Raw genomic sequence first — 20,688 nt, forward strand, 5'->3', positions numbered from 1 at the left:
TCAGCCGCTTTTTTCATGCCTGGTGCAATATTCGGGCTAGGGCGTCGCCGAGGCTGGTGCCATCGCCGGCCACCAGGAAGCCGTCGCCCAGGGTGATCGGCTGGCGTCCGGCGGAGACGTCCAGGCGCCAGGGCGAGCCCGAGTCGCCGAGCGACTCGCTGCGGTAGCCGAGGAAGGCGTCCTCCAGCTCCAGCTTGCGTTCGCTGCCCGATGTAAAGCCGGCGGCGTCACCGTCGCCCCAGGTGGCGGTGCCCACGCTGCTGACCCGGCCATAAAGGCCGCCCTGCTTGGGGTTGAGTTCGGCGCCCAGGGTCAGCACCCCCTCCTGCCAGCGGTAGCGACGCGCTTCGGCGGCCCCGGTGGCATAGCCCCGGTCGCTGTGGAAGGCCCCCATCAAGGCCTGCAGGTCGATATCCACCGTGGCATGGCCCAGGTCGGCCATTTCATAGCCCTGGGCAGGCAGGGCGGCGGCCAGCAGCAGGCCACCCAGTGCCCCGCACAGGCGCGGCGACGTCTTGTTATTGTTCATCCTGATGTTCCCCTTGAATGAAGGGCCCCGGGACAGGAGCCCGGTTGCCTCACACGATCATGACGACAGATTTTTGTTCGGTGTAGTGCTCGATCAGCGAGTCGCTGAGCTCGCGGCCGATGCCCGACTGCTTGAAGCCGCCGAAGGGCATGCAGGCATCCAGCAGGTTGTGGCCGTTGACCCAGACACTGCCGGCGTCGATCTCCGGCACCAGGCGGTTGACCGCCGCGAGATCGTTGGACCAGATGCTGGCCGCCAGGCCGTAGGGCGAGTCGTTGGCCAGGGTCACCAGCTCATCCAGTTCGCGGAAGGTTTGCACCACCACCACCGGGCCGAAGATCTCCTCCTGCACGCAGCGGCTGCCCTGGGCCAGGCCGGTGATCACCGTGGGCTCGACGAAGTAGCCGGTGTCGCGCCCCGTGCCGCCGCCGGTCACGATGGTGCCGCCATCGCTGCGGGCCTGGTCGATGTAGGCGAGCACGCGGCTCTGCTGCTTGGCGGAAACTAGCGGCCCGAGCGTGGTGGAGGGCTCCAGGCCCGGTGCCAGGGTCAAGCCCCGGGCCTGTTCGGCAAGCTTGGCGACGAAGGCGTCGTGGATCGACTCGTGCACGTAGATCCGCGAGCCGGCGGTACACACCTGCCCCTGGTTGAAGAAGATCGCCTGCGCGGCACCGGCCGCGGCGGCTTCCACATCGGCATCGGCCAGCACCATCACCGGCGACTTGCCGCCCAGCTCCAGAGTAGTGCGGGTCAGGTTCTCCATGGCGGCATGGCCGATCTGCTTGCCTACCGGGGTGGAGCCGGTGAACGCCACCTTGTTGATGCCGGGATGCGCGGCCAGGGCCGCGCCCGCCTCGTGACCCAGGCCGGTGACCACGTTCAGGGTGCCGGCGGGGAAGCCCACCTGCTCGACCAGTTCCGCCAGCAGCAGGGCGGTGAGCGGGGTGTCCTCGGCGGGCTTGAGCACGATGCTGCAGCCGGCGGCCAGCGCCGGGGCCACCTTCCAGGCCGCCATCAGCAGCGGGAAGTTCCAGGGAATGATCGCCCCCACCACGCCGATGGGCTCGCGCCGGGTATAGGCGACGATCTGCTTGTCGTCGGGCACGAAGGGCATCGAGGGCGTCATGCTGCGCCCCTCGATCTTGGTGGCCCAGCCGGCGGTGTAGCGAATGAAGTCGATGGCCAGGTTGACGTCCATGTGGCGGGAGAAGGTCACCGGCTTGCCGTTGTCCAGCGTCTCGAGCAGGGCGAAGTCGTCGGCGCGCGCTTCCAGGGCATCGGCCAGGTCCAGCAGCAGCTTCTCGCGCCGGGCCGGGCGCGATTTACGCCAGTGGCGGAACGCCTCCCGGGCGGCGCCGACGGCGGCGTCGATATCCGCCGCATCACCCGCCGGGACGCGGCTGATCACTTCCGCGGTGGCGGGGTTGTAGACGTCCAGGGTGTGTCCGCTGGCGGCAGGCAGCCACTTCCCCCGATGAAGTGGGCATGGCTCTTGTCCAGCCAGGACTGAATGGCGCTGGAGAGCTGCGTCATGGTTGTGCTCCTATGAAGCTGTTTTATGATTGTGAGAGAGTCGTGTCTGGCGTCCTACGACCCTATGACGCTTGTAGCAAGCCCCGTGCCAGCTGAAGCACACAAAATAACCACAATATAATCAGCGAGTTGACCACCTCCCCAGTTTAGGCATCCGCACTGTCGCGTCGCTGGACACGACGCCTGTCGCAACTTGGGACGGTCATTCCCACCTCGCTGGGAGAGGCCCATGATCACCAGAGCCGCCCTGAGAACTCCCGACGTGATCCGCCAGGCCCGCGAGCACCTCAGCCGCGGCCGGGTCTCGATGGATCTGCTCGATGCCAGCATCGGTCGCTCCTGGCAGCGCTGCCTGGAACACGGTCTTCGCCCCGGCGCGCGGCTGCTGGAGCTGCCGAAGCTCGACAGCAGCGAGCTGCGTCTCCGGCGTGAAACCCATCGCCGCCTGATCGAGCTGGCCGACCCCTCATCAAGCAAGTCGCCGAGGACCTGCGCGGCTGCCAGCTGCTGCTCGCGACGCCGGACGCCACGGTGCTGAAGAGCTATGGCCGGAACTTCATCCTCGCCGACCGGTTTCGCATCGGCGCGGGCATCAACCTGGACGAGCGTCGGTTCGGGACCAATGCGCCAGCGCTCGCGCTCATCGAACGTGCCCCGGTACTCGTCAAGTCCTGCGAGCATATGCTGTTTCCCGAGAATCCGGTGTCCTGTGTCGCGGCACCGCTGTTCGATCTCGACGGCGACTGCCTGGGGCTGATCGATCTCACCTTCGAAGCCGATCACCCGCGGCCCGAAATCTTCCTGCGCCGGGTGCAGCAGCTCACCGGCGCACTGGAACAGCGCCTGTTCATGCGCCACTACCAGCAGCGCTGGGTACTGCAAGTGCATGCTTCGCTGGCGGAGCTGGATGGAGTGAGCTGCGGCCTGGTGGCGATCAGCGACACCGGCTTCATCCTGGCCATGGATGCGCAAGCCGTCCGCTGGCTGGGACAGGACGCGGCCAACCTGGTCGGGCAGCCCGTCGAGGCCCTCTTCGGCAACCCCTGGCCGACGTTACAGCGTCAGTGCGAACGACAGTCGGCGCTGCTGGGCCTGGAACTGGCCGATGGCCGCCTGTTTGGGCGCCTCAATCCCCCGGAACTCTGGCAACCCGCCGAAACGGCGCCTGTTGCCATCCCGCCGCCGGCCAAGCTTCCTCCCGATCGTCACCTGGACGACATGGTGGCCGGTTGGCCCTCGCCCCTGGCCCGCGAGGCACGCCGCGCCGCAAGGGCGCTTGCCTCGGGGCTGCCGGTGCTGCTGCAAGGCGAAACCGGCACCGGCAAGGAGCAGCTGGCCCGTGCGCTGCACGCCAGCCTGGGGGAGCGACGGCCGTTCGTGGCACTCAACTGTGCCGCGCTGCCCGAGAGCCTCATCGAAGCGGAGCTGTTCGGCTATGGCGACGGCGCCTTTACCGGCGCCCGCAAGGGCGGCTATGGCGGGCGCCTGGTGCAGGCCAACGGCGGCACCCTGCTGCTCGACGAGATCGGCGACATGCCGCTGTCGCTGCAGGCCCGGCTGCTGCGCGTGCTGCAGGAACGGGTGGTGACACCCTCGGTGAGCATCGCGAAGTGCCCATCGACTGTCGCGTGATCGCCGCCAGCCACCGCGACCTGGAAGCCCGGGTCACGACCGGCGAGTTCCGCGAGGACCTCTTCTACCGCCTGGCCGGCGTCGTGGTGGAGCTGCCGGCGTTGAGCGAGCAGCAGCAGCTGGCGGAGACGATTCGCCGCCGCTGGGCAGCCCTGTGCCGACAGCATCGGCGGGAGCTGGCCCTGGATGACGCGCTCTGCGAGCGGCTGGCGGCCTACGACTGGCCTGGCAACTGGCGGGAACTGGAGCACTGCCTGGAGGTGGCCCTGGTGGGCGCGGAGCCGGAGCTGACGTGCCTCACCCTGGAGGGCCTCTCGCCGCGTTGGCAGCGCAAGCTGAACGCAGGCGAAAACGCCGCTGCCAGCGGCGGGGAGCCTGCCGCGCCGGCGCCTGCCGATGCCTCCCAGGCGCTACGCGAGCTGGAGCAGCTTCATATGCAGCGCACGCTCGACGCCCACGGCGGCAACATGACCGCCGCCGCCCGCTCTCTCGGAATCAGCCGTTCGACGCTCTATCGGCGGCTGGGGTAGGCCGGGGTCGAGCGTCGAGAGCGGCGGCGGTAACCCGGCTCGCCAACACGCTGTCATCTCGAACGGGTAAGATGGGTGGCTTGGCTTCACGTACCTGATGGGAGACACCATGCCACCCCCTGCCCCACGACGTTCCCTTCCGCGAGGCCGTTCACGTCTGGCTGCGCATCGCCCTGCTCAGCTTCGGCGGCCCGGCCGGGCAGATCGCGGTGATGCATCGCATCCTGGTGGAGGAGAAGCGCTGGATTGGCGAGAACCGTTTCCTGCATGCGCTCAACTACTGCATGCTGCTGCCGGGGCCGGAGGCACAGCAGCTGGCGATCTACATCGGCTGGCTGATGCATCGCACCAAGGGCGGGCTGCTGGCCGGCACGCTGTTCGTACTGCCCGGCTTCCTGGCCATCCTGGCGCTCAGCTACCTGTATGCCGCGCTGGGCAACGTGGGCATGGTGGAAGGGCTGTTCTTCGGCCTGAAGGCCGCGGTGCTGGCCATCGTCATCAACGCGGTGGTGCGCATCGGCAAGCGCGCCCTGCGCAACAACGTCATGCTGGGCATTGCCGCCGCGGCCTTCATCGCGATCTTCTTTTTCGACATCGCCTTTCCGCTGATCATCCTGGGCGCGGCGCTGATCGGCTTTGTCGGCGGCAAGGCCGGCTCGCCGCTGTTTCGCGTCGGCGGCGGTCACGGTGCGGAGGGGCGAGCGGCCTGGCCGACCGCGACTCCTTGCTGGGCGCCGAATTGCCCGATCACGCGCGGCCCAACCGCGCCTGGTCGCTGAAGATCTCGGCGATCTGCCTGACGCTGTGGCTCACGCCGGTGGCCCTGCTGCTGCTCACGCTGGGGCCGGACAACGTGTTCCGCCAGATCGCCACCTTCTTCAGCCAGATGGCGGTGGTGACCTTCGGCGGCGCCTATGCGGTGCTCAGCTACGTGGCCCAGGCGGCGGTGCAGAGCTATGGCTGGCTGGCGCCGGGCGAGATGCTCGACGGCCTGGGCATGGCCGAAACCACGCCCGGCCCGCTGATCCAGGTGGTGCAGTTCGTCGGCTTCATGGGGGCCTTTCGCGACGCCGCCCCCTCGACCCCTGGCTGGCCGCCACCCTGGCGGCGGTGCTCGTCACCTGGGTCACCTTCGTGCCCTGCTTCCTGTGGATCTTTCTCGGCGCACCCTACGTGGAGCGCCTGCGCGACAACGCCGCGCTGAGCGGCGCCATGACCGCGATCACCGCCGCGGTGGTGGGGGTGGTGCTGAACCTGGCGGTGTGGTTCGGCCTGCACGTCATGTTCGCCGAGGTCGACGAATGGCGCGGTGCAGGGCTGCGCCTGCTGATTCCTGACCTGGCCAGCCTCGACGTGGCCGCCCTGCTGCTGTCGCTGGCCGCCATGCTGGCGATCTTTCGCTACGGCGTGGGCATGCTCAAGGTGCTGGGCGCCTGCGCCCTGGCCGGTGTGCTGCTCTCGCTGCTGTAGGCCTTCGGCCGAACCGTCAGGCGGACTCGGCCAGCCGCTCGAAGGCCGCGGCGTTGGGGCAGAAGGCGCGGCACTCGTCGACGCCCGCCTCGCGGCGCATGGCGCCCCAGCAGTAGCCGGCCACCGGGCAGGCGTTGCAGTTGCCGCGCAGGCTGGGGTAGCTGACGTGGGCCTCGACGCTGGCCCGCTCGATGCCGAAGCGCTGCAGCATGGCCGGCATCAGGGTATCGGCCGGGACGAAGGCGCGGTAGCCGCCGCGGTCGAGGTGCCGCGCCACTTCGCGCTCAAACGCCGGCTCCATCGGGGTCTTGAGATCCTTGAGCATCTCGCCATAGGCCTTGGGCGACTCCGCCTCCATCTCGCGGACCAGCCGCGGCGTGGTGGCGCGGTAGGCGCCTTCACAGAGACGGTCCCACCATGACTTGCCGGTTGCCTGATTCATGTCGCCTCTCCTGTCCGGTGCATTTTCGACAGTATCGACGCTGTACCGCTTGGCGGCTTTGATCCGGGTCAAAATAGTTTCAAATGAAACTTAAATCACCCTCATGACGCTGTGAGCACGGCCAGGGCCGTGCTCAGGGCGAACAGGCTGGCGACCTAGGCTTCGGGGTCGATCACCTCGTCGGCGGAAAGCCCTTCTTCACCCTCGGCAGCGTCGAGCTGCTCGAAGAAGAAGGCGTGGGCGGCCTCACCGTCGACGCCCTTGGCGCCGGCCGCTTCCATCCAGGCTTCCGGCAGCTCGGCGGCCAGCTGCTGGAAGCGTTCGATCTCCTCGGCAGGCAACTCGATGAAGGTGTTGCCGCGCTGCTCGGCAAACTCGATGCCGCGCACGTCCACCACGTCCATCATGTAGCCGAACAGGCGCGAGAGCTTCTCGCCGGAGACGCTTTCGATCGCCTCGCGATCCTCTTCGGAGAGCGAGGCCCAGGTGTCGGGATTCATCACCAGCGAGAAGCTACCCCGATAGAAACCGCCCGGCATCTGCACCGTGTAGGGCAGCACCTCGGCGAGGCGGAAGCTCCTGAGGCCCTCCAGGGTCAGCATGGCGCCGTCGATCACGCCCTGGGTCGCCGCCTCGTAGGTGCTGGCCGGCGGCAGCGCCACGCCGGTCAGCGCCAGGGCGCTGGAGATGTCGGACATCACCCCGCCGCCGATGCGCACCCGCTTGCCGCGCAGCTCGTCGAGACTGTCGATGGACTGGCTGAGGAACAGCGAGCCGGGGCCATGCACGCCCACCGCAATCACCTCGACGCCGCGATGCTCACCGGCATCGGCGAAGTACTCGTTGTGGGTGCGCCAGTAGGCCACCGACGCAGCTTCCGAGGAGAATTCCTCGAAGGTGGGCAGCTCGGGCAGCTTGGTCAGCTCGAAGCGCCCCGGCATCAGGCCGTGAAACAGCCAGGTGACATCGGCCACGCCGTCGGCGATCAGCTCCATCTGGGCGTTGGGCGGGCCCATGTCATGGACCACATTGACCGTGACCCGCCCTTCGGTGGCCTCCTCCACCCAGCTGGCCCAGGTCGGCCAGACGATGGTGTTGACGCCGTGGTTGGGACCGGCCCAGGTGCTCACCGTGAGTTCGGTGGCCATGCTGGCCTGGAAGACTCCCAGGGAGAGCGCGGTAAGCGTGGTCAGTGTCGCGAGTTTATGCATTTTCATTGTTGTTCCTCGTGAGTTCCGGTTGTCAGGGTTGGCGTAGGTCTTGCGTGTTGTGGTTGTGCTGGGGATTAGAGGGCCAGCACCAGTTTCTTGCCCTTGGCACGTGAACAGCAGCTCATCAGCCGATCCTGGCCGGCGCGCTCGGCGGCGGTGAGCACCTTGTCGCGATGGTCGATCTCGCCCTCGATCACTTCGACCTGGCAGGCGCCACACAGCCCCTCTTCGCAGTCGCTGGGCACGTCGACACCGGCGGCGCGCAGCGCCTGCAGCAGGGTGCGGTCCGCCGCCACCTCGACCACCAGCTCGGAGTCGGCGAGCTCGACCTCGAAGGCATGCTCCTTGTCCGGATCCAGCAGCGCGCCTTCGGCGGTGAAATGCTCCACGTGCAGGCTGCCTTGCGGCCAGTGGGCGGTGCCGGCCTCCAGCGCGGCGAGCAGGCGCTCGGGGCCGCAGGCGTAGAGCAGCGTGCCTGCATCAGGCTCGGCAAGCAGCGAGGCGAGGTCGAGCCGTGCGCCCTCATCCTTGGGATAGAGCCGCAGCGCCTCGCCGTGGTCGCGCTCGAGCCGCTCGACGAAGGCCATGCTGGCACGAGAACGGCCGGCGTAGTGCAGCTCATAGGACTTGCCCAGCCGCTTGAGGCGATCGGCCATGGCGATGATCGGGGTGATACCGATCCCCCGCGATCAGCACATAGTGCGCGGCAGTCTCGGCGAGGCGGAAGTGGTTCTTGGGCCCGCGCACGCGCAGCTCGACTCCGTCGCGCACCGCCTCATGCATCCAGCGTGAGCCGCCGCGGCCGGCTTCCTCGCGCAGCACGGCGATCTGCCAGTCGCCCGACGCCGCCGGGCCGCACAGCGAGTACTTGCGCGCCTCGCCGCCGGGCAGCACCACGTCGAGGTGCGAGCCCGGCGTCCAGGCGGGCAGGTCGCGCCCGGCGCGGTCGGCCAGGGTCACGCCGAGCACGCCCTCAGCCTCGGGCTCGGCGCGGGTCACGCGGACGCGGCGCACGATGGTGCGTGCCTCCGGGGCGCCGACGGGAAAGTCGCGCTGGGAGCTGCGTACCGCCGGGTCGCGGCGCTCGGGGTTCTGCGCCGGGTCCCAGCGCACCCACAGCGCCTCGGGGCCGCGAAACGAGGTGTTGGGCAGGAAGGTGAACGCCTGCTCCTCGAGCTCGAGGTGCGGCAGGCGCCGGGTGAACTCCTCGAGGAAGATGCGCATCTCCATGCGCCCCAGGTTCTTGCCCATGCACTGGTGGCTGCCGTAGCCGAAGGTGAGGTGGTCGACGGCATTGTCGCGGTAGATGTCGAGCGCGTCGGGGTTCTCGAAGTGGGCCGGGTCGTGGTTGGCCGAGGCGGTGACCATCAGGATCTTGCCGCCTGCGGGAATGGTCACGCCGCCCACTTCCACCTCGCGGGTGGCGATGCGCCGCCAGGCCACCACCGAGCCGGAGTGGCGCAGGCACTCCTCGGCTGCGGCGGGAATCAGCTCGAGGTTGTCGCACAGCTCGGCCCATACGGAAGGCCGTGAAAGCAGCTGGCGGAAAGCATTGGCGGTGGCCAGGGCGGTGGTCTCGTGGGCAGCGACGATGATCGCCATCATCATCGAGTGCAGGTAGTTGTCGGTGACGACATCCGGCTTCTGCCGGTTCTTCTCGATCATGTCGTACATCCAGCCGTGGCCATGCGGCTGCTCCTGCATCTTCTTGAGTACCTGCCCGGAGTACTGCCAGAACTTGCCGACCCCCTCGGCCACCTCGACCTGCTGCTCCGGCGAGGGGCGGCCCCAGGTGTTGAGCGTGTGGGCCACCGAGAAGCGGCGCAGCTGCTCCATGTCCTCCTCGGGCACGCCGAGGAAGTGCAGCGCCACGGTGAGCGGCACCTCCCAGAACATCTCGGCCACCAGGTCAGCGCGGCCGCGCTCGACGATGGCGTCGAGCTTCTCGCGCACCAGGCGGCGCACCATCGGCGCATGGGCTTCCAGCGCTTCGGGAGAGAAGGCCTCGAGCAGCTCGCGTCGACGGGCCATATGGGCCGGCTCGTCCTCGTTCACCAGCGTGCGGTTCATGCCGTAGTCATAGCGCTCGAGCACCGCCTGGGCCTCTCGGCTTGCCGGAGTGATCTTCTCCAGGGCGATCGAGGGCGAAAAGGTGAGGTTATCGCGGAAGATCGCCTTGATATCGGCATAGCGGCTCACGACCCAATAGCCGAGCTTGGGGCTGTAGAACACCGGCTCCTGCTCGCGGGACCAGCGCAGCGCCTCGGCGGGGTCGAGCTGGTAGGGCGAGTCGAAGGGATCGAAGGCCGCCGCTTCGGTCGAGAGAGGGCAGCCGTTAGGCGCCATGGGCCGCGCCCCTGCACCATCGAAAGGACAGCCGCTTGCGGCGAGGATGAGCTGTAGAGGTCATGGGATCTCCCGCTGGCACTCGCCAGGCAATATCGCCCTAGGGTAGCGATCCTGGCCGCCAGCCTTGTTTTACTTTTATCGCACTATTATTATCGTTTAACGAACACATGAGGGAACATAGGCAGTTTGCCCAGGGACGTCAATCCCCGCCGGCTGCGCTACCATGCTCTGCCACCATCAGCCCGAGGGATGCCCTGCGATGGCCACTACGTTGCAAACCCTGGATCGCGGCCTGCGCGCACTCGAGATCGTCGCCGAACACGCCGAGGGCATCAGCGTCGCCGAGCTGGCCGAGCGGCTCGACGTGCATCGCGCCATCGCCTACCGCCTCGTCACTACCCTAGAACAGCACGGGCTGGTGGCACGCTCCACCGAGGGTTCGCTGCGCCTAGGGGCGGGTATTTCGCTGCTCGCCGCGCGCTTCGAGCCGCAGCTGCGTGCGGTGGCCCAGCCGCTGCTGCAGGCGCTGGCCAAGGCCACCCGGGCCACCGCCTTCGTCTCGGTGGCCCAGGGGAGGAGTGCGTGGTGATCCTGGTGGCGGAGCCCGACGAGGGGCTGCTGCGGGTGGGCTACCGGGTCGGCAGCCGCCATCCGCTGACGCTTGGCGCCGCGGGTATCGCCATCCTGGCCGGGCGCCCGCCGCAGCCGAACGACAGCGAAGCGGTTCGCCAGGCCCGTGTCGACGGCTACAGCCTGACCCGCGGCCAGCTTCAGCGCGGTGCGGTGGGGGTGGCCAGTCCGGTAACCACGCCGCAGCTCCGTCCCGGAGTGGAGGCCTGCGTGGGGGTGGTGGCGATGGACGATCTCGACACCGAGCGGGCCATACGCGAAGTGAAGGCTCACGCACGCCGGTTGGCGGACTTGGTGGGTCGCTGAACGATCGGCCGTTGCGGTCCGTGAAGCCCGGCCCCGGTGGCGTTACACTACGGGCCACCCTCCCTTCGCTGCCACCTTCGAGGCCTTCGATGAGTCGCCACCTGCTCTCCGTCGATTCCCTGACCCGCGATAGCGTCAACCACCTGATGCACGTCGCCGCCCGCATGGAACCCATCGCCCAACGCCGCCAGGTCACCCGGGTGCTGGAGGGTGCCGTGCTCGGCAACCTGTTCTTCGAGGCCAGCACCCGTACCCGGGTCAGCTTCCACGCCGCTTTCTGCCGCCTGGGCGGCGGCGTGTGCGACACCACCGGCTTCACCTTCTCCTCCATGGCCAAGGGCGAATCGCTCTACGACACCAGCCGGGTGATGAGCGGCTACTGCGACGCCATCGTCATGCGCCACCCCGACCAGGGCTCGGTGGCGGAGTTCGCCGCCGCCACCCACGTGCCGGTGATCAACGGCGGCGACGGCCCCGGCGAGCACCCCAGCCAGGCCCTGCTCGACTTCTACACCATTGACAAGGAGTTCGCCCGGCTGGGCAGGAAGCTGGCCGGCGCCCACGTGCTGCTCACCGGCGACCTCAAGTACGGCCGCACTGTGCATTCGCTGATCAAGCTGCTGTCGCTCTACGATCCCATGCGCATCACGCTGGTGGCGCCGCCGGGACTGGAGATGCCCGATTACCTCATCGACCTGGTCGCCTCGCGCGGCCACCGTGTCGAGCAGCGCGCCAGCCTGGCCGACGACTATCGCGACGTCGACGTGGTCTACACCACGCGCATCCAGAAGGAGCGCTTCACCGCCGAGATGAGCGAGGGCTTCAGCCTGTCGCGGGACTTCACCGTCGACCGCGCCTTCATGGACAAGCGCTGCGGCCGCGACACCATCGTGATGCATCCGCTGCCCCGCGACAGCCGCGCGGACGCCAACGACCTCGACGTCGACCTCAACGGCGACCCACGCCTGGCGATCTTCCGCCAGACCGACAACGGCATTCCGGTGCGCATGGCGATCTTCGCCACCCTGCTGCAGGTCGACGAGCTGATCGAGAAGGACCTGCGTCCGGTGCGCTGGTTCGTGCCTGAGCGGGTCGGCGTGGACGACGCCGCGCTGTAGCGGGGCGGCAACCCGGTGCGGCGTGGGGCGCATTCGTCATGCACGCGGTGCGATGCCTCGCTATGCTGAAGGAGCCACAGGGCAGCCTCGCGGCTGCCCTGTCGTGCGGCTCGGCAACGCCGAGCGCTGACATCACCCATAACAAGCGCGTTGTCTCTCAGCCAATGCGACAACAATAGGAGATGTGCCTCCATGACCCTGCATCGAGCGTACATGCTGCTGGCGGGCTTCTACAGCCTGCTGGTCCTGATAGGTCTGATAGCCCTGCTGGCGGGAGGCGGCCCGGTCTGGGGCGCGGCGCTACTCATCGTAGGGGCACTGGTCGCCTGCGGCCTGTGGGGCCGCACCTTGGGCCGCCCGATGATGAATCCGCGCATGTGGCGCCCATTGGCAGGCCTGCTGGTGGTGGGCTGCGTGCTGCAGCTGGTCGCGGTGTTCTCGCTGTCGCTGTCGGGGGCGGAGATCACCTGGCTGCTGACCGGGGCGATCTTCTCCGTGCTGCCGGCCATCCTGCTGTTCCAGTATGGCAAGCGCGATCAGGAGGTGTGGGCCACCGCGGAGGAGCGCGAAGGCGGCAAGATGCTCGACGAGATCCTCGCCCGCCGACGTGAGCTGGTGCTGGAAAAGCAGGCCCATGACAGCCTGGCCAAGGTCAAGCTGACCCGAGCGGGCCAGACCTACCGCGCCAGCGTCACGCGCGGCCGGGGCGACCGGGTGGAGCAGTTCGAGGAGAGCTTCACCTGCCCGGCCACGCTGGCGTTCTTCATCATCAAGTACACCTGCATTTCGGTGAACGACATCGCCGCCCAGTACGCCGAGGAGCGCGTGCTGACCACCTGAGCCGGGCTGCGGTCAGGGCGGCGGCAGCCCGCCTGGCGGGCGAACCAGCCCTCCAGGATCAACACGGCCGCAATGCCGTCGACCCCGTCGTCGCGATAGCTCTTGCGCGGGTTGCGCAGGCTGCCCGACTCGCGGGCAATGGCCTTGGCCTCACGGGTGGAGCCGCGTTCGTCGACCATCTCGCAGGGCTTGCCGTAGCGGCCATAGAGCCGCTTGCCGAACTTGCGTGCCCGCGTGCTCATCTCCGACTCGCTGCCGTCCCTGTTAAGCGGCAGCCCCACCACGAACAGGTCAGGCTGCCACTCCTCGACCAGCCGCGTGACGACATTCCAGTCGGGAATGCCGTCACGCGCCGGCAGCGGCTCGAGCTGGCGGGCGCTGGCAAGCAGCTCGTTGCCCACCGCCACGCCGATGCGGCGGGTGCCGAAATCGAAGGCCAGGATCAGGCGCTGGCCAGGGCTCACGAATGGCCGGCCTCGCGCGTCATCAGGTTGAGGTCGACGCCGAGGATGCCGGCGGCGGCGCCCAGGCGCTGCTCCGGGGCCACCTTGAACAGGATGTCGGCCTGCGCCTCAACCGTGAGCCAGGCGTTGTCCTTCAACTCCTGCTCGAGCTGGCCCGCTTCCCAGCCGGCACAGCCCAGGCACACCAAGAACTCCTCGGGACCGCGCCCGGCGGCCGGTGCCACCAGGATGTCCATGGAGGTGGTCAGGGCGACCTCGTCGCTGACCTGGAGGCTTGAATCCCACGGGACGCTGGAGCCGCGGTGCAGGATGAAGCCGCGATCCTTGTGGGTCGGGCCGCCGAAGTAGACCGGCGCGTTGCGGTGCGGGCTCTCCTCGCCGTCGAGCTCGAGCTGCTCGAACAGCGCGTCCAGGGTGATCTCCAGCGGGCGATTGACGATCACCCCCATGGTGCCGTTTTCATCGTGGTCGCAGAGATAGCTCAGGCTGCCGGCGAAGTTGGAATCTTCCAGGTGCGGCATGGCCAGCAGAAAGTGGTCTCTCAAGCCTAGAGTATGCACGGATTGCATGGGACTCCCGATGGCGGGTAGCAAGCCCTACCGAACGCCGAAATGATTGCCTTGGCCGAACCGCCAGATGCGAGTGATGGAGAGGCTGTCCAGCTCCCCCATACCGCTGTCGAAGGGCCGATAGGGCCCGGCGCCGTGCACGGTGGCGAGCGCCGCCTGGTCGAGTTCGGGATGTCCCGAGGATTGTACCACTTCCGCCTGGCGGAGCTGACCATCGCGCCCGATCACCACGCGGATGCGCAGCTGGCCGTGCAGGTGCGGCGGAGCGGGATGCACCCGGTTGCCGTAGTCCTCGACCCGTCGCGTCCAGTCGTCGATGTAGCGCGCCTCGGCGGCAAGCTGGGCGGCAGGGCGGGGCTGGTCGTCGGCCGGCCCCGCCAGGCCTGCGTCGAAGCCCTGCTGGCGTACGCTGCGGGTGGCCTCGGCCAGCAGGTCGCGGCCCGACAGCGACGGCGCGGCGGGCGGAGCCGGCTCGCTTGCGGGCGCAGGCACGGGCACAGGTGCGGCGGGCTCGGGGGCGCTGGCGGCGGGTTCGGGCCGATCATCTGGGGGTTCGGACACCTCGACGGGGGCTCGGGCGCCTCGGCCAGCGGCTCGGCCGCGGGCGGCATCACCGTACTGTCGGCAGCCTCGCTGGCCGGCTGCCCTTCCAGCGGTGCCGCACGGCGCTCGGCGGGTGCCGCCTCGCTCTGCTCGCCAGCGGCCTGCTGGTCCGCCTCGGCGATGGCATCGGCCTGCACCGGCGCCTCGGCCGGGCGGGTCACCAGCACCACGTCCAGGCTGGTGCGCTCGGCCGGCGGCAGGGCGAACTGCCAGCTCGCCACCACGCCGATCAGCAGCAGGTGCAGCAACAGCGCCGCCGACAGCGCCAGCCAGCGGCGGTAGGGCCGCGTGACCGGGGCGTAGTGGATCGGGTCGCTGATCGGGACCACCATGGCGGGTGCGCTGCCTCCTCGTACGGCGTGTGGCTCAGCCGCGCGACGCCAGACGCCGCGCGATGGCATCCATCAGCAGGCCGGCGATGTCGGTGCCGCGCTGGTCGTCGATCTCGCGCACGCAGGTGGGGCTGGTCACGTTGATCTCGGTGATGTAGTCGCCGATGACATCGAGGCCGACGAACATCAGCCCCTTCTCGCGGATCATCGGCTGCACCTGGGCGATCAGCCAGTGGTCGCGTTCGGTCAGCTCGCGGCTGATGCCGGTGCCCCCGGCGGCCAGGTTGCCGCGGGTCTCGCCAGCCATCGGCACTCGGGCCAGGCCGAAAGGCACCGGCTCACCGTCCACCAGCAGGATGCGGGTGTCACCGTCCTTGATCTCGGGGATGTAGCGCTGGGCCATGATCTGGCGCCGGCCACGTTCGGTGAGCATCTCGATGATCGCGCCCAGGTTGCGCCCTCGGGCCGCACATGAAAGATGCCGCTGCCGCCCATGCCATCGAGCGGCTTGAAGATCACGTCCTGGTGCTCGGCGTGGAAGGCGCGCAGCACCGCTTCGTTGCACGATACCACCGTCGGCGTGCAGCACTGCGGAAACTGCTGGGCGAACAGCTTCTCGTTGCACTCCAGCAGCGCCCGGGTGGGATTGACCACCAGCACCCCCTCGCGCTCCGCGAAGCCCAGCAGGTGCACCGCGTTCAGGAAGTGGGCGTCGACCGGCGGGTCCTTGCGCATCAGGATCACGTCGAGCTCGGCCAGCGGGCGCGACTCCGGCGCGCCCAGCGCGTACCAGTCGTCGGGGTTGCGGAAGGCGGTGAGGTCGCGCATGCGGGCATGGGCCCGGCCGTCGCGCAGGTAGAGATCCTCCTGCTCCATGTAGTGCAGCGACCAGCCGCGCGCCTGGGCCGCCCACAGCATGGCCAGGGTGGTGTCCTTCTTATAGGTGAGATGGGCGATGGAATCCATCACTACGCCCACGCGCACGGGGCGTTCGCTCGTCTGTTGGCTCATTCGGCACCATTTCCTGGGGGTACGGGAAATGAGCGCAGTATGACCCAGGGCGCAGAGCAACACCAAGGCGGCTTGACAGGGGCGGCTCGGCGCCTCTATTTTAGTTTCAAATGAAACTATTCATTTCACAAGAACGGCCCTGCCGCCCCCGCCGCATCACAAGAGACCCGCCATGATCCAGATCCAGCAGATCCACCACGTCGCCTACCGCTGCCGCGACGCCAAGGAAACCGTCGAGTGGTACCAGGACAAGCTCAACATGGACTTCCTGGTCGCCATCGCCGAGGACCGCGTGCCCTCGACCAAGGCCCCCGACCCCTACATGCACCTGTTCCTCGATGCCGGCAACGGCAACATCCTGGCCTTCTTCGAGCTGCCCAACTCGCCGGAGATGGGGCGCGACCCCAATACGCCGGAATGGGTGCAGCACATCGCCTTCCAGGTCGCCGACGAGGCGGCGCTGCTGTCGGCCAAGGCGCAGTTGGAGAGCAAGGGGGTGGCGGTGGTCGGCCCCACCGAGCACGGCATCATCCGCTCGATCTACTTCTTCGACCCCAACGGCCACCGCCTGGAGCTGACCTACGTGAAGGGCACACCGCAGCAGATGAAGCAGCTCAAGGAAGTGGCGCCGGCGATGATCGAGGAGTGGTCGAAGACCAAGCGCGCGCCCAAGCACGCCGCCTGGCTGCACGAGGAGGAGTTCAAGGCGCTGAGCTGAGCCGCTGGCCCAGCCCGGCGGCAGGATCAGGTGCGGTCGGAAGTCGCGCCGGGCACCAGGCGCACGCCGTTCGCCTCGATCACGATCAGGCGGCGCTTGTAGAGCCGCCCGATGGCCTGCTTGAAGGCGTTCTTGCTGACGCCCAGCCGCGCCTTGATCGCGGCGGCGTCGCTGTTGTCGGAGAGCGGCAGGTAGCCGCCGCTGGCTCGCAGCGCCTGCAGAATCTGCTCGCCGACCACATCGAGGCGCGCCGGCCCCGGCGGCAGCAGCGAGAGGTCGAGCCGGCCATCGTCGCGCACCCGCTTCACGAAGCCTCGCGTGCGCTGGCCGCGGCGCAGCGGCCGGGTCACGTCGTCGCGGTAGAGCAGCCCCAGAAGCGGTGGTTGACCACCGCCTTGTAGCCGAGGTCGGTGGCATCGGCGACGATCACCTCGACCTCGTCACCCGGCGCCAGCCCCGTGGCTTCGTCCTGGACGAAGCGGTCGAGCTTCTGTGACGCCACCGGCCTGCCCTGCTGGTCCTCGTAGATGCGCACCAGCACCCGCTTGCCTGGGGTGGGGCGGAAGCGCTGCTCGCCGAACGGCAGCAGCAGGTCGCGCGGGTGGCCCCAGTCGAGGAAGGCGCCGGTCTCGTTGACCGTCACCACTTCCAGGTAGGCCACCTCGCCAAGCTGGGCCTTGGGCACCCGCGAGCTGCGTTCGCGCGGGCCGGGCACGCCAGGCCGAGAGGAAGACGGGCGACCCTGGCGGCGGTCGTGGGGGAAGAGGCCATGGCAAACTCCGCGTCGGTTTGCGGTCAATATGGCGCTTGCCGGTACATGGGCAAGCGAAGGGTCAAAGGTCGCCGAAGCGATGCTGCAGCAGGGAAAGTGCCACCACCGGGGCGGTCTCGGTACGCAGGATGCGCGGGCCGAGAGTGAGCGGCTGAAAGCCGGCGGCCATGGCTACCTCGACCTCGGCCTCGGCCAGCCCGCCCTCCGGGCCGATCAGCAGCGCCGCGCTGGCGGGCGCGTCGCAGCGCTCGAGCACGCCCGGCGTGCCGGGGTGCAGCACCAGCCGCAGCGCCTCGTCGCGCCGCGCCAGCCACTCGGTCATGGGCTGCGGCTCGTGTACCACGGGCACCACCGCTCGCCCGCACTGTTCGCAGGCGCTGACGGCCACCGCCTGCCAGTGGGCGTGCTTCTTCGCCTCGCGCTCGCCCTTGAGGCGCACATCGCCGTGCTCGGTATAGAGCGGCGTGATGGCGGCTACCCCCAGCTCGACGGCCTTCTGAATGGCGTAGTCCATGCGGTCGCCCTTGGAGATCGCCTGACCCAGATGCACCGCCAGCGGCGACTCGCCAAGACCCGCCTCGACGGCCTCCACGCGGGCCATCACGCGCTTGCGCCCGGCCTCGACCAGCACCGCCCAGGCCTCGCGGCCGGCGCCGTCGAACAGCCGCAGCGGGGCCCTTCAGCGAGGCGCAGCACGCGCACCAGGTGATGAGCAGGGCCTTCGGGCACAACGACGTCGCCGCCGACGGCATAGTCGGCGGCGACGTGGATACGCGGAGTAGAGGCCAAGGCGCGGGCCCGCTTACTGTGCGGTCTGCTCGCCCTGCTGCTGGGCCTGCTCGGCCTCGCGCTTCTTCTTCTGGGCGTAGATCGCCTCGAAGTTGACCGGCGCCAGCATCAGGGGCGGGAAGCCGCCGCGATTGACCAGGTTGTCGACGCACTCGCGGGCGTAGGGAAACAGCACGTTGGGGCAGAAGGCGCCCAGGGTGTGCTCGAGCTGCACGCCCTCGATGCCGCCGATGCGGAACAGGCCCGCCTGCTCGATCTCGGCCAGGAAGGAGGTGGTGTCATCCTCGCTGTGGCGGACCTGAGCGGTCACCTTGATCACCACTTCGTAAAGCTCCTCGCCGACCTGACGGCTCGAGGTGTTCAGGTCCAGGCTGACCTTGGGCTTGAACGGCTGCTGGAACACGGCAGGCGAGTTCGGTGCCTCGAAGGAGATGTCCTTCACATAAATGCGCTGGACGGCAAACTGGAGTTGCTTCTGCTGGCTTGCCGCGGCCTGGTTGCCAGCAGCGGCGTTCTGACTGTTCTCTTCGGCCATGGAATCGGTCCCTTTGATGTCTTGGATGAGGCTACTTCTTGACCACCGGCAGCCCGTCGGCCTGCCACTGCATCATGCCGCCCCGCAGCTTGAACACGCGGGTAAAGCCAGCCTTGGCCAGCTTGGCCACGGTGATGCCGGACGACTGGCCGCTCTTGCAGACCACGATGATCGGCTTGTCCTTTATCTTCTCGAGTTCGCTGATGCGGTCGTCGACGCGGCTCTGGGGAATGTTGCGTGCCCCGGCGATGTGCCCGGCCTTGAAGTCGCCGGCCTCGCGGGTGTCCACCACCACCGCATCCTCACGGTTGATCAGCTGGGTCGCCTGGCTGGACGTGACGCCGCTGGCGGCACTGTTACGGACCTCATAAGCGATCCAGGCGGTGAGTACCAGCAGGAAGGCGCCTACCAGTAGCGGATGATTCTGCACGAATTCGAACAGCTGATCGATCATGGGGCCGGAACACTCTTGACGGAATACGTGATGGGTCAGTCCAGAAGGCGGTGAGTATACACCAAGCCAGGCCGTCGGGCGGCATGCTCCCGCGCATAACGCTTGACCATGACGCTCGACCGTGCCGTGCGTTATGATGCCGCATGCCGAAACAAGTCGCGACCCCCTCGCCCAGGAGCCTGTCCCCGCCGCCGCTCCGCCAGGACAGCCGCCGCGAAAGGCTCCCGGACGGAGCGTGAGCGCGTCAACAATGCACACGAGGCCCCCATGACGACCCCGAACATCCCCCGTCCCGTCGCCCTGATTATTCTCGACGGCTACGGCCACAACCCCGAGCCCACCCACAATGCCGTGGCCGCGGCGCGCACGCCGAACATGGATCGCCTGTGGCAGACGCACCCCCACGCCCTGCTGCACACCGACGGCAAGTACGTCGGCCTGCCTGAAGGGCAGATGGGCAACTCCGAGGTGGGGCACATGAACCTGGGGGCAGGCCGGGTCGTGTACCAGGAGCTCACGCGCATCTCCAAGGCGATCGAGGACGGCGATCTCGACATCAACCCCGTGCTGACCGACGCCATCGATGCCGCCGTGGCGGCCGGCAAGGCGGTGCACCTGCTCGGGCTGCTGTCACCCGGCGGCGTGCACAGCCACGAGGACCACATCCTGGCCATGGCCGAACTGGCCGCCCGTCGCGGCGCCCAGCGCATCTACGTGCACGGCTTCCTCGACGGCCGCGACATGCCGCCGCGCAGCGCCCTGCCCTCCATCGAGCGCACCAACGCCCGGCTCTCCGAGCTGGTCGGCGCCGATAACGGCTTCGTCGCCTCGATCATCGGCCGCTATTTCGCCATGGACCGCGACAACCGCTGGGATCGCGTCGAGAAGGCCTACCGCCTGCTCACCGAAGGGGTCGGCGACTTCGACGCCACCAGCGCCGAAGAGGGGCTGCGTGCCGCCTATGAACGCGGCGAGAACGACGAGTTCGTCGCCGCCACCGCGATTCAGGCCGAGGCGGGGCCGGTGGCCATCGCCGACGGCGACGCCGCACTGTTCATGAACTTCCGCGCCGACCGCGCCCGCGAGCTGAGTCGCGCCTTCGTCGACGACGGCTTCGATGGCTTTGAGCGTCGCGTCCGTCCGGCGCTGGCCGGCGGCAGCCTGGTCACCCTGACCCAATACGCCGCCGACATTCCCGCCCCGGCGGCCTTTCCGCCGGCCGACCTGCACAACACCCTGGGCGAAGTGATGGAAAGCCGCGGCCTGACCCAGCTGCGCATCGCCGAGACCGAGAAGTACGCCCACGTCACCTTTTTCTTCTCCGGCGGGCGCGAGGCCGAATATCAGGGCGAGACGCGCATCCTGGTGCCCTCGCCGCAGGACGTGAAGACCTACGACGAAAAGCCGGAGATGAGCGCTCACGAGGTGACCGACCGGCTGGTGGAGGCGATCGACTCAGGCCACTACGACCTGGTCATCTGCAACTACGCCAACGGCGACATGGTCGGCCACACCGGCGTGTTCGACGCCGCGGTACAGGCCATCGAGGCTGTCGACACCTGCGTCGGGCGCGTGGTGGAGGCGATCGAGCGCGCCGGCGGCGCCTGCCTGATCACCGCCGATCACGGCAATGCCGAGCAGATGGTCGACCCCGCCACCGGCGTGACCCAGACCGCCCACACCACCTTCGAAGTGCCGCTGATCTACGTTGGCCCTGGCGAGGTACGGCTGCTCGACGATGGCCGCCTGTGCGACATCGCCCCGACGCTGCTGACCATGATGCAGCAGCCGATTCCGGAGGAGATGACCGGACGGGTGCTGATCGAGAACGCATGATCCCGCACACGCCCT

At 68.4% G+C, this 20,688-nt stretch carries 23 protein-coding genes and 5 pseudogenes; 12 read left to right on the plus strand and 16 right to left on the minus strand.

Going from position 1 to position 20,688, the window contains the following annotated elements; genetic code table 11:
- Positions 1-13: 13 nt before the first annotated feature.
- Genes ACUDAL_RS16115 through ACUDAL_RS16125 form a run of 3 tightly spaced genes read right to left on the minus strand, consistent with a single transcriptional unit; the run spans position 14 to position 2,062 of the window.
- Entirely contained in the window at positions 14-529 is a 516-nt protein-coding gene (locus ACUDAL_RS16115; protein WP_444678837.1) for a hypothetical protein, read from the minus strand.
- A 49-nt stretch (positions 530-578) separates the two neighbouring features.
- Positions 579-1,937: an aldehyde dehydrogenase family protein gene (locus ACUDAL_RS16120; protein ID WP_444678838.1), complete on the minus strand. Its 1,359-nt coding sequence runs from the start codon at positions 1,935-1,937 to the stop codon at positions 579-581.
- Positions 1,934-2,062 carry a hypothetical protein gene (locus ACUDAL_RS16125; protein ID WP_444678839.1) on the minus strand — a complete coding sequence of 43 codons (129 nt, stop codon included), beginning with the start codon at positions 2,060-2,062 and terminating at the stop codon, positions 1,934-1,936. The genes ACUDAL_RS16120 and ACUDAL_RS16125 overlap by 4 nt, the downstream gene beginning before the upstream one ends.
- Positions 2,063-2,291: 229 nt before the next feature.
- Between ACUDAL_RS16125 and ACUDAL_RS16130 the strand changes: the two genes are divergently transcribed.
- The 6 genes and pseudogenes from ACUDAL_RS16130 (at position 2,292) to ACUDAL_RS16155 (ending at position 5,694) form a co-directional block, all read left to right on the plus strand.
- A complete protein-coding gene (locus ACUDAL_RS16130; protein ID WP_444678840.1) occupies positions 2,292-2,600 on the plus strand; it encodes a hypothetical protein in 309 nt (102 codons plus the stop codon).
- 680 nt (positions 2,601-3,280) lie between these two features.
- A pseudogene (locus tag ACUDAL_RS16135) lies at positions 3,281-3,720 on the plus strand (sigma 54-interacting transcriptional regulator); the annotation flags it as partial.
- 60 nt (positions 3,721-3,780) lie between these two features.
- Positions 3,781-4,224: a helix-turn-helix domain-containing protein gene (locus tag ACUDAL_RS16140; protein WP_444679416.1), complete on the plus strand. Its 444-nt coding sequence runs from the start codon at positions 3,781-3,783 to the stop codon at positions 4,222-4,224.
- 212 nt (positions 4,225-4,436) lie between these two features.
- Entirely contained in the window at positions 4,437-5,003 is a 567-nt protein-coding gene (locus ACUDAL_RS16145) for a chromate transporter (RefSeq protein ID WP_444678841.1), read from the plus strand.
- Positions 4,949-5,428, plus strand: a complete 480-nt coding sequence (locus ACUDAL_RS16150; protein WP_444678842.1) for a chromate transporter — start codon at positions 4,949-4,951, stop codon at positions 5,426-5,428. The genes ACUDAL_RS16145 and ACUDAL_RS16150 overlap by 55 nt, the downstream gene beginning before the upstream one ends.
- Positions 5,359-5,694, plus strand: coding sequence for a chromate transporter (locus tag ACUDAL_RS16155; protein WP_444678843.1), 336 nt, complete (start codon positions 5,359-5,361; stop codon positions 5,692-5,694). The genes ACUDAL_RS16150 and ACUDAL_RS16155 overlap by 70 nt, the downstream gene beginning before the upstream one ends.
- A 16-nt stretch (positions 5,695-5,710) precedes the next feature.
- On the opposite strand, the gene ACUDAL_RS16160 is transcribed toward ACUDAL_RS16155, so the two are convergent.
- The 4 genes from ACUDAL_RS16160 to ACUDAL_RS16175 all read right to left on the minus strand — a co-directional run bounded on the left by ACUDAL_RS16160 (position 5,711) and on the right by ACUDAL_RS16175 (position 9,693).
- Positions 5,711-6,136, minus strand: coding sequence for a hypothetical protein (locus tag ACUDAL_RS16160; protein ID WP_444678844.1), 426 nt, complete (start codon positions 6,134-6,136; stop codon positions 5,711-5,713).
- Positions 6,137-6,291: 155 nt separating this feature from the next.
- Positions 6,292-7,347: a TRAP transporter substrate-binding protein gene (locus tag ACUDAL_RS16165; protein WP_444679417.1), complete on the minus strand. Its 1,056-nt coding sequence runs from the start codon at positions 7,345-7,347 to the stop codon at positions 6,292-6,294.
- A 74-nt stretch (positions 7,348-7,421) separates the two neighbouring features.
- Entirely contained in the window at positions 7,422-8,003 is a 582-nt protein-coding gene (locus ACUDAL_RS16170) for a flavin reductase family protein (RefSeq protein ID WP_444678845.1), read from the minus strand.
- Positions 7,966-9,693 (minus strand): cytochrome P450, encoded by a 1,728-nt coding sequence (locus ACUDAL_RS16175; protein ID WP_444678846.1) that lies wholly within the window; start codon positions 9,691-9,693, stop codon positions 7,966-7,968. The genes ACUDAL_RS16170 and ACUDAL_RS16175 overlap by 38 nt, the downstream gene beginning before the upstream one ends.
- Before the next feature lie 262 nt (positions 9,694-9,955).
- Between ACUDAL_RS16175 and ACUDAL_RS16180 the strand changes: the two genes are divergently transcribed.
- The 4 genes from ACUDAL_RS16180 to ACUDAL_RS16195 all read left to right on the plus strand — a co-directional run bounded on the left by ACUDAL_RS16180 (position 9,956) and on the right by ACUDAL_RS16195 (position 12,590).
- Positions 9,956-10,285 (plus strand): helix-turn-helix domain-containing protein, encoded by a 330-nt coding sequence (locus ACUDAL_RS16180; protein WP_444678847.1) that lies wholly within the window; start codon positions 9,956-9,958, stop codon positions 10,283-10,285.
- Positions 10,282-10,632, plus strand: coding sequence for a hypothetical protein (locus ACUDAL_RS16185; protein WP_444678848.1), 351 nt, complete (start codon positions 10,282-10,284; stop codon positions 10,630-10,632). The genes ACUDAL_RS16180 and ACUDAL_RS16185 overlap by 4 nt, the downstream gene beginning before the upstream one ends.
- 89 nt (positions 10,633-10,721) lie before the next feature.
- A complete protein-coding gene (pyrB, locus tag ACUDAL_RS16190) occupies positions 10,722-11,750 on the plus strand; it encodes an aspartate carbamoyltransferase (protein ID WP_444678849.1) in 1,029 nt (342 codons plus the stop codon).
- Positions 11,751-11,942: 192 nt separating this feature from the next.
- Positions 11,943-12,590, plus strand: a complete 648-nt coding sequence (locus ACUDAL_RS16195) for a hypothetical protein (protein ID WP_444678850.1) — start codon at positions 11,943-11,945, stop codon at positions 12,588-12,590.
- Positions 12,591-12,616: 26 nt separating this feature from the next.
- Here the strand turns inward: ACUDAL_RS16195 and ruvX are convergent.
- The 5 genes and pseudogenes from ruvX to gshB form a co-directional block, all read right to left on the minus strand.
- Positions 12,617-13,054 (minus strand): annotated as a pseudogene (gene ruvX / locus ACUDAL_RS16200) (Holliday junction resolvase RuvX); the annotation flags it as partial.
- The gene (locus ACUDAL_RS16205) at positions 13,051-13,623 is read right to left on the minus strand and encodes a YqgE/AlgH family protein (RefSeq protein ID WP_444678851.1); all 573 of its coding nucleotides are present in this window, start codon (positions 13,621-13,623) and stop codon (positions 13,051-13,053) included. The pseudogene ruvX and the gene ACUDAL_RS16205, both read right to left, overlap by 4 nt.
- 27 nt (positions 13,624-13,650) lie before the next feature.
- Positions 13,651-13,899 (minus strand): energy transducer TonB, encoded by a 249-nt coding sequence (locus ACUDAL_RS16210; protein WP_444678852.1) that lies wholly within the window; start codon positions 13,897-13,899, stop codon positions 13,651-13,653.
- Complete coding sequence (locus ACUDAL_RS16215; protein WP_444678853.1) at positions 13,848-14,558, minus strand: hypothetical protein; 711 nt, start codon at positions 14,556-14,558, stop codon at positions 13,848-13,850. The genes ACUDAL_RS16210 and ACUDAL_RS16215 overlap by 52 nt, the downstream gene beginning before the upstream one ends.
- A gap of 34 nt (positions 14,559-14,592) precedes the next feature.
- Positions 14,593-15,569: pseudogene (gshB, locus tag ACUDAL_RS16220) on the minus strand (glutathione synthase).
- 172 nt (positions 15,570-15,741) lie between these two features.
- On the opposite strand from gshB, the gene ACUDAL_RS16225 reads away from it, so the two are divergent.
- Complete coding sequence (locus ACUDAL_RS16225; protein WP_444678854.1) at positions 15,742-16,287, plus strand: VOC family protein; 546 nt, start codon at positions 15,742-15,744, stop codon at positions 16,285-16,287.
- Between the two features lie 26 nt (positions 16,288-16,313).
- Here ACUDAL_RS16225 and ACUDAL_RS16230 read toward each other — a convergent pair.
- The 4 genes and pseudogenes from ACUDAL_RS16230 to ACUDAL_RS16245 all read right to left on the minus strand — a co-directional run bounded on the left by ACUDAL_RS16230 (position 16,314) and on the right by ACUDAL_RS16245 (position 18,837).
- Positions 16,314-17,002 (minus strand): annotated as a pseudogene (locus ACUDAL_RS16230) (CvfB family protein).
- A 118-nt stretch (positions 17,003-17,120) separates the two neighbouring features.
- Positions 17,121-17,848, minus strand: a pseudogene (locus tag ACUDAL_RS16235) (16S rRNA (uracil(1498)-N(3))-methyltransferase).
- A gap of 13 nt (positions 17,849-17,861) precedes the next feature.
- Positions 17,862-18,383, minus strand: coding sequence for a protein-export chaperone SecB (gene secB, locus ACUDAL_RS16240; protein WP_444678855.1), 522 nt, complete (start codon positions 18,381-18,383; stop codon positions 17,862-17,864).
- A gap of 31 nt (positions 18,384-18,414) precedes the next feature.
- Positions 18,415-18,837 carry a rhodanese-like domain-containing protein gene (locus ACUDAL_RS16245; protein ID WP_444678856.1) on the minus strand — a complete coding sequence of 141 codons (423 nt, stop codon included), beginning with the start codon at positions 18,835-18,837 and terminating at the stop codon, positions 18,415-18,417.
- A gap of 267 nt (positions 18,838-19,104) precedes the next feature.
- Between ACUDAL_RS16245 and gpmI the strand changes: the two genes are divergently transcribed.
- Positions 19,105-20,673, plus strand: coding sequence for a 2,3-bisphosphoglycerate-independent phosphoglycerate mutase (gene gpmI / locus ACUDAL_RS16250; protein ID WP_444678857.1), 1,569 nt, complete (start codon positions 19,105-19,107; stop codon positions 20,671-20,673).
- Positions 20,674-20,688: the final 15 nt, after the last annotated feature.

The sequence above is a fragment of the Halomonas sp. E19 genome, assembly GCF_052439355.1.
Lineage (GTDB): Bacteria > Pseudomonadota > Gammaproteobacteria > Pseudomonadales > Halomonadaceae > Halomonas.